Below are 12,594 nucleotides of genomic sequence, written 5' to 3'. Positions count from 1 at the left end.
GTGTCGGCACCATGACAGTGCGTCCCGTAGGACCCAGATTGGCGTTTTAGCGACGGTCGACGGAAATTTGCCGCCCCTCCGACACAGGGTTATCCCCCGAACAGGGGCGCCAGCGTGGCGCGCAGGCGGTCGCTGGCGTCGGGCGCCTCGCTCGGGCGGATCTCCAGCGAGCGTTCCACCGTGCCGATGTGCTCCAGCAGCAGGGCCTTGGCGCCCTCGGTGTCGCCGCGCTCCAGCGCCTCGACGATGCGTTCGTGCTCGGCACAGGACTGGCTGGCGCTGTGCGTGGACTGGAACAATGTGGCCGCCAGCGTGGTGCGGGCCGTGAGGTCGCGCAGCGTGAGCGCCAGCAGGCGGTGGCCCATCTGCTCGGCCAGGCAGACGTGGAAGTCGGCCAGCAGGAAGGCGCGCGTGGCCGCGTCGGCGCCGGCAATGGCTTCCTGCTCCTGGGCGATGTGGCGGCGCAGCTGGCCGATCACGCTTTGCAGGGGGCGGCCGGCCTCGCCCAGGATGCCGGTCTCGATGATGCGGCGCGCCGCGAAGGCGTCCTGCGCCTCCTCGGCCGAGGGCTGGACCACGTACCAGCCGCGCCGGGGCTGCACCTGCACGAAGCCGCGCGCCTGCAGCTGCATCAGCGCCTCGCGCACCATGGTGCGGCTGACCGCGAAGTTGTCGGCCAGCTCCTGCTCCCCCAGCCGTTCGCCGGGCGCCAGTTTCTGGGCCAGGATGGCTTCGACGACGCGCTCGGCGATGTGCTGGGGGCTTACAGGTGTCATTGCGTTGCAGGGTGGGCAGGGGTCACGGTTGCGGGGACGGCGGCGGCGCCGGAGGGCTCGGCGTCGGGCCCCTGATTGTCGGCCAGGCCGTTGAGCACGGCATGGGCGCGCTCGCGGTCGATATCACCTTCCCAGGCCGCGATGGCCACGGTGGCCACGCAGTTGCCGATCAGGTTGCCCAGCGCGCGGGCAATGCCCATGAACCAGTCCACCGACAGCACCAGCACCAGGCCGATGGCGGGGATGGCCGGAATCGCATGCAGCGTGGCCGCCAGCACCACGATGGCCGAGCCCGGCACGCCGTGGGCACCCTTGGAGGTCACCAGCGCAATCGCCAGGATGGTCAGCAGGTCGGCCATGCCGATGGGCGTGTTCGTGGCCTGGGCGATGAACACGGCCGCCAGCGTGATGTAGATGGAGAAGGCGTCCAGGTTGAACGAGTAGCCCGTGGGAATCACCAGGCCCACGGTGGAGTCGCGCACGCCCATGTTGCGCAGCTTGGCCATGATCTGGGGCAGCACGCTGTCCGAGGAGGTGGTGGCGAAGACCACCATCAGCTCCTCGCGCAGGTAGCGCAGCAGCTTGATCAGGCTGAAGCCCGAAAAGCGCATCACCAGCCCCAGCACCACGAAGACGAAGAAGATCACCGCCACGTAGAACAGCAGCACCAGCATGCCCAGCTGCTTGAGCGAGCCGATGCCGTACTGCCCCACGGTGAACGAGATCGCACCCAGCACGCCCAGCGGCGCCAGCTTGATGAGGATGCCCATGATCTTGAACAGCACGTTCGACAGCGTGTCGATCAGCGCATGCACGGGCGCGCCGCGCTCGCCCAGCATGGTCAGCGCGCAGCCGAACAGCACGGCGAACAGCAGCACCTGCAGCACGTCGCCCGTGGCAAAGGCCTGCACCACGGTGGTGGGGATGAGCTTCATCAGGAAGTCCACCGTGCCGCCACTGGTCAGCTTGTCGGCGTTGCTGGCATAGGCGCTCATGGCCGATGCGTCGAGCTTGCTCGGGTCCACGTTCATGCCCGCGCCGGGCTGGAACACGAAGGCCAGCACCAGGCCCAGCACCAGGGCGATGGTGGTCAGCACCTCGAAGTAGATCAGCGACTTGACGCCGACCCGGCCCACGCGCTTGAGGTCGCCTGCGCCCGCGATGCCGTGCACCACCACGCAGAACACCAGCACGGGAATGATCATCTTGATGAGCTTGATGAAGCCATCGCCCAGGGGCTTGAGCTTCACGGCCCATTCAGGGGCCAATATTCCGGCGAGCACACCCAGGATGAGTGCGATCACCACCTGTCCGAACAGTGATCTGGCAAAGCGGCGCATAGTCGTCTTTCGCAAGTTGTGGAATCTTGTATGCAAGTGGATTTACAACTTGCATGCAAGAATGTAGACAAGCGAAACGCGTGCCAGCAGAGGGTATTCCCTGCAGATTTGCGGCACTCCAGAGAGCATCAGCCCTGACTTTTTCTGCATGAAATCCGCCGATGCGGGCGGGCCTCCCCGCCGTGGTGCAGGGCGGGTGGCCGTCATGCCCGCGCATGGTGCGCAGGCGGGTGCGCGTGCGGGGCGCAGGCCCCGTGGCGGGGCATGCGCGGCATGCGCGGGCGCGGTGCCTTGCGCACCGCACCGGGATCAGCGCAGGTTGCGCTCCAGAGCGCGGTCCTTGATGAAGAAGGCCGCGAACAGGCCCAGCGTCACGCCGAACATCACATAGAAGGCCGGCGCCATGGGCGAGCCCGTGGAGCGGATCAGCCAGGTCACGATGAACTGCGCGAAGCCGCCGAAGATCATCACCGCCACGTTGTAGGCCATGGACATGCCGGCCGAACGCACCTGGGGCGGGAACAGCTCGGCCATCACCGTGCTGAACACGCCGAAGAACACGGCCACGAACACGCAGACCACCAGTTGGGTGATCAGCAGCTTCTGCACCGTGGGGCCGTCGGTCAGCCAGGCATACAGCGGGTAGAGCACGACCAGGTAGCCGATCAGCGAGCCGATGGTCAGCATGCGGCGGCCCACGCGGTCCGACAGGGCGCCGAAGAACGGCATGATCACCACCATCAGCGCGGCGCCGGCCATCTGCACCATGAAGGCATCGCGCATGGGCAGCTTCAGCGTCACCGTGGCATAGGTCACCAGATAGGTGAAGGTGATGTAGATGGACACCGTGGCCGTGACCACCAGGCCCATGCCCACCAGCGTCTCGCGCGCATGCGTGCGCAGCATCTCCATGATGCCGATCTGGCGCGCCTTGCCGCTGGCCTGAGCGGCCTGCATTTCCTTGAAGACCTCGGGCTCCTCCACATGGCGGCGGATGTACAGCGCCACGGGAACGATCAGCAGGCCCACGGCGAAGGGCACGCGCCAGGCCCAGGCCATCAGTTCCTCCTCGGTGAAGATCTCGGTGATCAGCGTGCCCGTGGCCGCGCCGATCAGCAGGGCCAGCATCTGGCCGGCCATCTGCCAGGAGCCATAGAAGCCGCGCTTGCCGGGCGGTGCCAGCTCGATCAGCAGTGCCGTGGACGTGCCGAACTCGCCGCCGGCCGCAAAGCCCTGCAACAGCCGCGCCAGCACGATGAACAGCGGCGCCAGGATGCCCACGGCCGCATAGGTGGGCGCCAGCGTGATCAGCGCGATCGCCACCGCCATCAGGCCCGTCACCATCACCATGGCCGCCTTGCGGCCCTTGCGGTCCCCGTACAGGCCCAGCAGGATGCCGCCCACGGGCCGCATGAAGAAGCCCACGCCGAACACGGCCGTGGTCATCAGGATGCGGTTGATGTTGTCGTCCGGATTGTCGGGATTGCTGGGGAAGAACAGCTTGGCGACGATGGGTGTCATGAAGGCGAACACCAGGAAGTCATACCACTCCAGCGCGTTGCCGATGACGGCAGCCACGATGTTGCGGGTCGAGACGGTTTGCTTGGTCAAAGCAGGGTCCATTTCCGAAAAGGGATTGAAAAGACGGCAGTCACGCCCGGGGCATGGGTCGGCGTGCCTGCCCGGGCCGCAACCCGGGCGTACACTGCTTCGCCATATGCAATGCCTATGCCATGGCCTGCGTCGTCCACGAAGGGCGGCGCAGGCCATGGCGCAGATGGAACCACATGACTACCTGGAAAAACACCCGCGACTGGCTGGAAACACTGGTCGCATTCGACACCACCAGCCGCAACTCCAACCTGGCGCTGATCGAGTGTGTACGCGATGAGTTGGCCACGCTGGGCGTGAGTGCCCGATTGTTCCACTCTCCGGACGGCGCCAAGGCCAATCTCTTCGCCACTTTGCCGGCCCACAACGGCGAAACGCAGGGTGGCATCGTGCTGTCCGGCCATACCGACGTGGTCCCCGTCGATGGCCAGCAGTGGAGCACCAACCCCTTTGCGCTCACCGAAAAGGGCGGGCGCCTGTATGGTCGCGGCAGCTGCGACATGAAAGGCTTCATCGCCGCCTCGCTGGCGCTGGTGCCCGAATTCCTGGCCACGCAGCGCGCCAGGCCCGTGCACCTGGCCTTCTCGTACGACGAGGAAATCGGCTGCGCTGGCGCGCCCGTGATGATCAACCAGCTCAAGGCCGAGGGCGCGCGCTTCGACGGCTGCGTGGTCGGCGAGCCCACCAGCATGCAGGTCGTGGTGGCGCACAAGGGCATCAACCTCTACCGCTGCCGCGTGCACGGCAAGGCCGCGCATTCGTCGCTCACGCCGCGCGGCAGCAATGCCATCGAGTACGCGGCGCGGCTGATCTGTCGCATCCGGGACATCGCCGACCACTTCAAGGCGCACGGCCCCTACGACGAATTCTTCGACGTGCCCTTCACCACCATGACCACCAACCAGATCCAGGGTGGCATCGCGGTCAACACCATCCCCGAGCTGTGCGAATTCGCCTATGAATTCCGCAACCTGCCCGGCATGTCGGTGGATGGCATCCAGGCCCAGGTCGAGTCCTATGTGCGCGACGAACTGCTGCCGCGCATGCGCGCCGAATTCGCCGACGCGCGCATCGAGATCGAGACCGGCGCCAGCGCGCCCGCGCTGGAAGCCTCGGAAGAAGCCGCCATCACCCAGTTGGTGCGCGCGCTGACCGCCGACCAGGAAAAGCGCAAGGTGGCCTACGGCACCGAGGCCGGCCTGTTCCACAACGCCGGCATTCCCACCGTGGTCTGCGGCCCCGGCTCCATCGAGCAGGCGCACAAGCCCGACGAGTTCGTGGAGCGGGCCCAGCTCGACGCCTGCGAGCGCTTCCTCAGCAAAATGGGCACGAGTCTGTGATCACCCCCTGAGTCGCTTCGCGCCTTCCCCCTCTCTTCGGAGGGGGACGACACCCTTGCTGCGGGGCGGCCCTTGCTCGGTGTCCCTCGCCTTGGGGGCGCGGGAGTTTCGAGGTCAAGCTCAAGAAATCTCGTCTTGCCCCGCTCAGCGCACAGGAATGGCGATGGGCCGCAGCGGCGCGGCGTCGCCGCCGCGGATCTTGAGCGGGCCGCCGATGAAGGCGAACTCGTAGACCTTGTCGCGCGACAGATCGTCCAGCGCCACCAGCTCCATGATGGGCACGCCCTTTTGCGCCAGCAGGTAGCTGTGCAGCGGTACGTAGTCGTCGTCCACCTCGGACGGGAACGTCTCCAGGCTCAGGTTGTCGGCGCCCACGATCATGGCGCCGCCTTCCTCCACCAGAAAGCGTGCGGCATCCAGGCCCAGGCCCGGCGGCTTGGCCATGTAGGCCTGGGGCTGGCCGTACAGCTTCATGCGGCCCGTGCGCACCAGCACGATGTCGCCCTCCTGCAGCGTCACCTTCTGGCGTGCCAGCGCATCCTTGAGGTCCTGGCGCGTGATGCGGTACTGGTCGGGCAGCATCTCCAGGCCCTTGGCGGCCGCCACGTCGATCAGCACGCCGCGCGCCACCAGCGGCGGGAATTTCTCGATGCCCGTGCGCTGCCAGCCCCGGTCGCCCAGATGCTGGTCGGCGCTGAAGCCGTTCCAGATCCTGCCGCGGATGCCGAAGTGGTTGAGCGCATCGATGTGCGTGCCCGTATGGCTGTACATGGAAAACGCCGTGCCCGTGTAGCTGCGCGTGGCGTTCATGTCCTTGCCCACGTTCATGGGATCGTCCACCACGGTGCCGCGCGGCGTGTGCGTCATCCAGAACTGGTAGTGCGGATCGCCCGCGTCCTGCCAGCTGGGCATGCCCACGTAGTACTCGGTGGCCAGGTCATAGACCTGCCCGCCCGTGATGCGCTGCAGGATGGCCGCGCGCGAGGCCGGCGTGATCAGGTTCAGGCGGCCGATCTCGTCGCCAGGCCCCCAGGGGCTGGTGCCCACGTCCTGGCGTGCGCCGGCCGGGGGCTCGTGGCCGCCATGGGCCTGGGCGGCGGTGCCCGCGAAGGCGGCGGCCAGGGCGATCACGAGAGAGGGCAGCGCCATGCGGCGAGCGAAGCGTTGGAGAGTCATGCAAGAGTCCTTGGTCTGCTGAAAAAGGGCGCGCATGCCGCGCGCGAGGGAAGGCGGAAAACCGCCGATGAAAAAAGCAAAGACGGGGGCGCTCAGGCCGCCAGGAAGTGCAGGCGTTCGCGCAGCGCAGCCAGCGACTGGGTCTGCAGCGGCGGCAGGCGCGGCGCGATCAGCGTGGGAATGGAGCGCAGGCCCATGCGCTGCGCCAGCGCGCGGTCCTGGCGCACCTGCTCCAGCGCCTGGGCGCCTTCCATGCAGCCCGCGAAGGCATTGCGCTCGAAGCCCGTGCGCGTGGCGATGTCCAGCAGCACTTCGGCGTCGCCGATGTTGCGGTGCTCGCTCATGTGGGCGTGCTGGATGGCGTCGAACAGATCCCAGTGCGCGTCATCGCCGCCCAGGATCTGGGCCGCCTGGCAGGCCAGTGCGCCGGCCATGCCGCTGGGGTACTCGAAGGCCTCGCTGCGCATGCCCTCGATGTCGATGCGGTCCTCGTCGTCATGCTCCGCGCAGGCCTGCCAGTGCTCCAGGATGACCTGCTTGGCGCGCTCCATGGAGCCGAAGGCCGCCACCATCTCGGCGCGCGAGGCCTGCAGCACGAAGCTGCGGTGGCGCACGCGCAGGCCCAGCTCGCGCGCCACCTGGCGCAGGCGTGGCGACATCACGTAGCACCAGCCGCAGACCACGTCATGGAAGAAGTCGATGGCGGGGGCGACGGCGGGCGCCGCAGCAGGCGCCGCCTGCAGGGCCTGCTGCGGCGAGGGGGCCGCCGCATCCTGCGCGGGCAGGGCGCAGGAAAAATCATTGCATTGCGTCATGCTTGTGTCCTTCATGGCTGTGATGGACGGCAAGCGTAGGCTGCAGGCCCGGCGCGAAAAAGGGGCGCGCGCTTGAGGAACTCTTAACGCGGCGTCAACAATCCTCGCCCATGGCGGCAGGCAGCTCCTCGGCCAGGAAGTCCACGAAGGCGCGCACCTTGGGCAGCAGGTGGCGCTGCGTGGGATAGACCGCGTAGACATGGCGGGCCTGCGCGGCCTGGTCCGCAAGGTCCAGTGCGACCAGCAGGCCTGCCGCAATCGCCGGCCGCGCCAGGAACGAGGGCAGGGCGCCAATGCCCAGGCCCGCCACCAGCAGGTCGCGCAGCATCAGGCTGTTGTTGACGTTGGCGCGCGCCTCGGACGGCGCCTGGGAACTCTCGCCCGCTTCGCGGGGCGCATGCGCCAGGCTGTAGTTCAGCAGCGCATGGCCGCGCAGCCCGGCGGCACTGGCCGGGCGGCCATGCGCCTGCAGATAGGACGGGGCCGCGCACAGCATCTGCGACAGCGAGGCCAGGCGCCGCGCGATCAGCGAGGAGTCCGCCAGCTCCGCGCTCAGGCGGATGGACACATCGAAGCCCTGGCCCACCGCATCCACCAGCCGGTCTTCCATGGACAGGTCGATCTGCAGCTGCGGATGGCGCTGCATGAAGCGCGCCAGCAGCGGCGACAGCGTGCTCAGCGCAAACGACAGCGGCGCATTCACGCGCAGCCGGCCGGCCACCTGCTGCGACTGCGCGCGCACCGACTGCTCCAGCGCATCGAATTCATCGAGCAGCCTGCAGCACTCTGCGTAGTAGGCCTGGCCCGTGTCGGTCAGGCTCATGCGGCGCGTGGTGCGCTGCAGCAGCACGGCGCCCAGATGGGCTTCGAGCGCGCGCAGCTGCTTGCTCAGCGCGGCCGAGGACAGGTCCAGCGCGTCGGCCGCCTTGGCGATGGAGCCCAGTTCTACGATGCGCCGGAAGGCGCGCAAGGGGGTCAGCGTATCCATGGGGAAAAAGCAAAGAGTGGCGCGCAGCGTAGCAGGCCGCTCGGGTTTGCCGGGGCATGCCTGCGGGGGCAGGGGCGACAATCGCCAGGTACGGCGCGCCCGCCGCGCCTCTTTGTCTTCACCGAATCTGTCCATCCCATGCCCCAGACCACTCCCGCCTGCCCCCAGTGCGGCCTTGAAAACACCTATCCCGACGCCACCAGCTACATCTGCCCCGACTGCGCCTTCGAATGGCCCATGCAGGCCGAAGAAGAGTCCGGCGAAGCCGCCGCTGGCGACGGCATCGTGCGCGACGCCAACGGCAATGCGCTGGCCGACGGCGACGCCGTGATCCTGGTCAAGGACCTCAAGGTCAAGGGCTCGTCCACCGTGCTCAAGAAGGGCAGCAAGATCAAGGGCATCCGCCTGGTCGATGGCGCCGACGGCCACAACGTGGACTGCAAGACCGAACTGGGCTCCATGCTGCTCAAGTCGGAGTTCCTCAAGAAGGCCTGAGCATGCTGGCGCTGTCGCTTGCGGTATCGGCGGTCCTCGGGCTGCTGGCGCTGTGGGTGTTTGCGCCCCTGTTCATTGCGCTGACCGCTGGCGCTGTGGTGGCCCTGCTGCTGCTGGCACTGGCCGGCCGTACGGGTCTCACGGGACGCACCGCGCGCACCCTGCCCGTGGCGGGCTGGTGGGCCGTTGCGCTGTGCGCCGGCGCGGCCTGCGTGGCCATGCTGGTGCTGCTGCCCGACCGGCTCGATGGCGCGCCCTTCCTCGCCTTCGGCATGGGCCTGCTGGCGGCCACCTGCGCCGGGGCGCTGGTCTGGTTGACGGGCTGGCTGATCGCCGGGCGGCAGCCTGTGCAGGTGTCCTGGTGGACCGGATCGGCCCTGGCCGGCCTGGGCGCCTTCCTCGCCCTGCTGCTGGGCAGCCCCGACACGGCGGGCTGGATGGCCTGGCGCGACCAGCTGCGCGGCTACGAGGCCGTGCCGCTGCGCATCACGCTGGCCGAAGCGCCCACGGCGCAGCGCGAGCAGGCCCTGGCCGAACTGCTGCAGCCCTTGCTGGAGCAGGGCAGCCGTGCCGTCCGCCATCGCCAGTCCACGCGCTTCGGCAACTCGGTAGAGCATGCCGTGGTGCCCGCCCGCTGGCGCATCGAGGGCAGGCGGCTGGAGATCATGCTGGCCGAGAAACCGCCTGCGCCCCTGCTCAGCGCCCATGTCGCTTTGCTGGAGCAGTTCGCCGCCAGCGGCCCCGCCCAGGCGGGCCAGGCACCGTCCTGGCTGATGCTGGCCAGCGCCCAATGCCTGCCGCCGCCACGCCTGCGCGAGCTGTCGCGCCTGCTGGGCCAGGGCAGCGAGCTGCTGGCCCGCGCGCGGCGCTGCACGCAGCAGCGCTCGGCGCAATTGCAGCGCCTGTGGCCGCTGCTGGCCGGCAGTGTGGAGCGTGTGGAAGTGGGCGAGGCGCGGCGCTTTTATCCTTGGCTCGGCCTGCAGCGCTGGCAGGCTGTGGCACCTACCGACAATCCGGAGCCCTAGGCGGGTTCCACGTCCTTCCACTGGCCGGGCTCCAGGCCGTCCAGCGTGTAGGGCCCGATGGCCGCGCGCACCAGCCGCAGCGTGGGGTGGCCAATGGCCGCCGTCATGCGGCGCACCTGGCGGTTGCGGCCTTCGCGGATGACCAGTTCGATCCAGCAGTCGGGAATGTTCTGGCGCACGCGGATGGGCGGGTCGCGCTGCCACAGCACGGGCGGCGGCTCCAGCCGGCGCGCCTGCGCGGGCAGCGTCATGCCGTCGTTGAGCTGCACGCCCTGGCGCAGGGCCTGCAGCGCGGCCTCGTCGGGCAGTCCCTCGACCTGTACCCAGTAGGTCTTCTCCATCTTGAAGCGCGGATCGGCAATGCGCGCCTGCAGCGGGCCGTCATTGGTCAGCAGCAGCAGTCCTTCGCTGTCGGCGTCGAGCCGGCCTGCCGCATGCACGCCCGGCACGTCGATGTATTCCTTGAGGCCACGCCAGCGGCCCTCGGGGGTGAACTGGCTGAGTACGCCGTAGGGCTTGTTGAAGCACAGCAGGCGTGAGGGGCCGGTGTCGGGCCGGTCGGCGAAGGCGGGTCGGGCGCGCAGGGCCGGGCCTGCAAAAGGGCGCAAGGGTGGGCGTTTTCTGGGTTGCATGGACTCAGCGATTGTCGTCGGGATAGACCGCACGCACGCACTCCAGCCAGGCCCTCGCCGCGCGTGACAGATAGCCGCTGCGCCACAGCTGCACCACGTCCCAGTGCAGTTCAGGCCCCACCAGCGGGCGGCTGGACACGCGCCGGGGGTCGAACCGCGCGATCACATGTTCGAACATCACGGCCACGCCCACGCCTTCTGCCACCAGGTCGCCGATGAAGTCCCAGTAGCGCGTCTGCAGCCGCACCTGTGGGCTGAAGCCTGCCGCCGCGCAATGCTCCAGCACGGCCTGGTGCAGGGCGAAGTCCGAGGTGTAGAACACAAAGGGCCGCCGGGCCAGCTCGCTCCAGTGCACGGGTGCGTTCGGGTCGGGCACCTCGTGCGCGGCAAAGGCCACGCGTGTCTTCTGGTGGGCGATGGTGCAGTACTCCAGGCCCTCTCCGGCCAGGTCGCCACCCGCCTCGCCCGCGCCGTGCAGGCCCAGCGCCATGTCCAGCTTGCCGTCCAGCAGCAGCTGGCGCTGGGCGCGTGCGCCCTGCTCCTGCACATGCAGTTCCACGCCCGGATGCAGTTGCTGAAAGCGCGCGATCACGGGCGCCATGTAGTGCCCGGCCGTGGGCATGATGCCCACGCTCAGGCTGCCGCGCGCAATGCCGTCCACCTCGGCCACCTCCTGCAGCAGCTGGCGTGACTGCTCCAGCACCTGCAGGCCGCGCGCGTGGACTACCTGGCCTGCGTCGGTCAGTTGCACACCGCGCCCCTCGCGCAGCAGCAGCGGGCCGCCCAGCTCCTCCTCCAGCGCCCGCACCATCTTGCTGATGGTGGGCTGGGTCACATGCAGCGCCTCGGCCGCACGCGTGAAGCTGTTGCAGCGCACCACCTCGACAAAGTAGCGCAGCGCGCGCAGGTCCATGAGGATTCCTTTTATGCATGGGAAAAATGGAGATTATTCATTTTACGAATCTGAGTGCAAACCCTAGGATTGCCCCATGTCAAAGATTTCCGCCACGCCCGTCCTGCGGCCGCAGGTGTTTCAGGGCCTGCTGCACCGCTGCTGGCCGCTGCTGCGCGGCGTGCTGCAGGTGGGGCTGCTCAGTGCGCTGTGGGTGGCCATGGAGGCCGTGCGCGCCCATTTCGGCTGGGGCATGCCGGCTGGGCTGATCGGCTTCGCGCTGCTGGCCACGGGCCTGTTCAGCGGGCTGGTCAAGGCCCGCTGGCTGCAGGGCGGCACCAACTGGCTGCTGGCCGAGATGCTGCTGTTCTTCGTGCCCGCCATGCTGGTCGTCACCGAATACACCGAGCTGATCCAGCACCAGGGCCTGCGCATCCTGGGCGTCATCGTGGCCAGCACGGCCTGCGTGATGGCCGCCACGGCGCTGGCCGTGGACCGCGTCTACCGGCTGGAGCTGTGGCTGGCCCGGCGCCGCTCCACGCGCGCCGGGCTGCACAGGGAGCAGGAGTGAACGCCATGTCCGACCAGGCCATAGGCCTGCTGTCGCTGCTGGCCACGCTGGCCTGCTATGCGGCCAACAAGCGCGTGTACCGCCGCCATCCGCATCCGCTGCTCATGCCCATCGTCGCCACGCCCATGGTGCTGATCGCGCTGGCGCTGCTGACCCATGTGCGCTACCCGCAGTACATCGCCCAGACGCACTGGCTGGTCTGGCTGCTGGGCCCCACCACGGTGGCCTTTGCGCTGCCCCTGCACGAAAACCGCCACTTGCTGCGCAAGCACTGGATGTCGATCGCCACCGGCGTGCTCGTGGCCAGTGGCGTGTCCATTGCCACCACCATCTGGTTCGCACAGGCCTTCGGACTGCCCGTGGACCTGCAAAAGGGCCTGGCCGTGCGCTCGGTGACCACCCCCTTCGCCATCGAGGCCGAGCGCGTGCTGGGCGGGCCCACCGACCTGGCCGCGCTGTTCGTGCTGCTCACGGGCGTCAGCGGCATGCTCATGGGCGAGACCATCCTGCGGCTGCTGCCGCACGTGCGCAGCAAGCTGGCTGCGGGCGCCATTCTGGGCGGTGCCGCGCATGGCAGCGGGGTGGCGAAGGCGCGGCAGTTTGGGGATGTGCAGGCGGTGGTTGCTTCGTTGGTGATGATGATTGCGGGGGCGTTGAATGTGGTGGTGGCGCCTTGGGTGAGGGTGCTGTTTTTCTGAAGTGATTTGCTGAAGTGATGCGGGAGCTACTATCCGTGACCGGGGTTTGATGGCTGGGGTTTTTGGGGACCCGGCTGTCTTTGGGTTTGGGGCGGGATGGGGCTACCCGTGAGGGCGTCCGCATGCCTTGCACATGTTCTTAACTCCCGCCCACCTTGTTGCTTTTGGCTTAGGTGCAATCTTTTGCCCCTGCCGGGTGGTTGTTTTTCGAGGCCGGGTCTCGGCCCGGCGGCCG

At 68.3% G+C, this 12,594-nt stretch carries 13 protein-coding genes; 5 read left to right on the top strand and 8 right to left on the bottom strand.

All coding sequences use genetic code 11. The features are described 5' to 3' along the window. Positions 1–89: 89 nt before the first annotated feature. The 3 genes from IAE24_RS02010 to IAE24_RS02000 form a co-directional block, all read right to left on the bottom strand. Positions 90–776: a GntR family transcriptional regulator gene (locus tag IAE24_RS02010; RefSeq protein WP_099732514.1), complete on the bottom strand. Its 687-nt coding sequence runs from the start codon at positions 774–776 to the stop codon at positions 90–92. Next, on the bottom strand, positions 773–2,116 hold the full coding sequence (locus tag IAE24_RS02005) for a C4-dicarboxylate transporter DctA (RefSeq protein WP_043823239.1): 1,344 nt from the start codon (positions 2,114–2,116) through the stop codon (positions 773–775). The genes IAE24_RS02010 and IAE24_RS02005 overlap by 4 nt, the downstream gene beginning before the upstream one ends. Before the next feature lie 309 nt (positions 2,117–2,425). Next, complete coding sequence (locus IAE24_RS02000) at positions 2,426–3,739, bottom strand: MFS transporter (protein WP_071953865.1); 1,314 nt, start codon at positions 3,737–3,739, stop codon at positions 2,426–2,428. 164 nt (positions 3,740–3,903) lie between these two features. Between IAE24_RS02000 and argE the strand changes: the two genes are divergently transcribed. Next, complete coding sequence (gene argE, locus IAE24_RS01995; RefSeq protein WP_199958880.1) at positions 3,904–5,067, top strand: acetylornithine deacetylase; 1,164 nt, start codon at positions 3,904–3,906, stop codon at positions 5,065–5,067. 144 nt (positions 5,068–5,211) lie between these two features. Here argE and IAE24_RS01990 read toward each other — a convergent pair whose 3' ends face one another. The 3 genes from IAE24_RS01990 to IAE24_RS01980 all read right to left on the bottom strand — a co-directional run bounded on the left by IAE24_RS01990 (position 5,212) and on the right by IAE24_RS01980 (position 8,046). After that, positions 5,212–6,243: a cyclase family protein gene (locus IAE24_RS01990; protein WP_199958882.1), complete on the bottom strand. Its 1,032-nt coding sequence runs from the start codon at positions 6,241–6,243 to the stop codon at positions 5,212–5,214. 92 nt (positions 6,244–6,335) lie between these two features. Next, on the bottom strand, positions 6,336–7,058 hold the full coding sequence (locus tag IAE24_RS01985; RefSeq protein ID WP_199958883.1) for a DsbA family oxidoreductase: 723 nt from the start codon (positions 7,056–7,058) through the stop codon (positions 6,336–6,338). Positions 7,059–7,152: 94 nt separating this feature from the next. Continuing rightward, positions 7,153–8,046 carry a LysR family transcriptional regulator gene (locus tag IAE24_RS01980; RefSeq protein WP_199958885.1) on the bottom strand — a complete coding sequence of 298 codons (894 nt, stop codon included), beginning with the start codon at positions 8,044–8,046 and terminating at the stop codon, positions 7,153–7,155. 138 nt (positions 8,047–8,184) lie between these two features. Between IAE24_RS01980 and IAE24_RS01975 the strand changes: the two genes are divergently transcribed. Then, positions 8,185–8,541 carry a zinc ribbon domain-containing protein YjdM gene (locus IAE24_RS01975; protein WP_013800120.1) on the top strand — a complete coding sequence of 119 codons (357 nt, stop codon included), beginning with the start codon at positions 8,185–8,187 and terminating at the stop codon, positions 8,539–8,541. Positions 8,542–8,543: 2 nt separating this feature from the next. Then, on the top strand, positions 8,544–9,566 hold the full coding sequence (locus IAE24_RS01970; RefSeq protein WP_199958894.1) for a hypothetical protein: 1,023 nt from the start codon (positions 8,544–8,546) through the stop codon (positions 9,564–9,566). Here the strand turns inward: IAE24_RS01970 and IAE24_RS01965 are convergent. Both IAE24_RS01965 and IAE24_RS01960 read right to left on the bottom strand, forming a co-directional pair. Further along, entirely contained in the window at positions 9,563–10,198 is a 636-nt protein-coding gene (locus tag IAE24_RS01965) for a pseudouridine synthase (protein WP_013800122.1), read from the bottom strand. The genes IAE24_RS01970 and IAE24_RS01965 overlap by 4 nt on opposite strands. Before the next feature lie 4 nt (positions 10,199–10,202). Continuing rightward, complete coding sequence (locus IAE24_RS01960; protein WP_013800123.1) at positions 10,203–11,111, bottom strand: LysR family transcriptional regulator; 909 nt, start codon at positions 11,109–11,111, stop codon at positions 10,203–10,205. 76 nt (positions 11,112–11,187) lie between these two features. Here IAE24_RS01960 and IAE24_RS01955 point away from each other — a divergent pair, with 76 nt between their 5' ends. After that, entirely contained in the window at positions 11,188–11,661 is a 474-nt protein-coding gene (locus IAE24_RS01955; protein WP_046240705.1) for a CidA/LrgA family protein, read from the top strand. A 5-nt stretch (positions 11,662–11,666) separates the two neighbouring features. Next, positions 11,667–12,359 carry an LrgB family protein gene (locus IAE24_RS01950; RefSeq protein WP_013800125.1) on the top strand — a complete coding sequence of 231 codons (693 nt, stop codon included), beginning with the start codon at positions 11,667–11,669 and terminating at the stop codon, positions 12,357–12,359. Positions 12,360–12,594: the final 235 nt, after the last annotated feature.

This window comes from Delftia sp. S65, from assembly GCF_016516495.1.
GTDB classification, from domain to species: Bacteria; Pseudomonadota; Gammaproteobacteria; order Burkholderiales; family Burkholderiaceae_C; genus Comamonas; species Comamonas acidovorans.
This window is presented reverse-complemented; position numbering and strand designations above follow the sequence as displayed.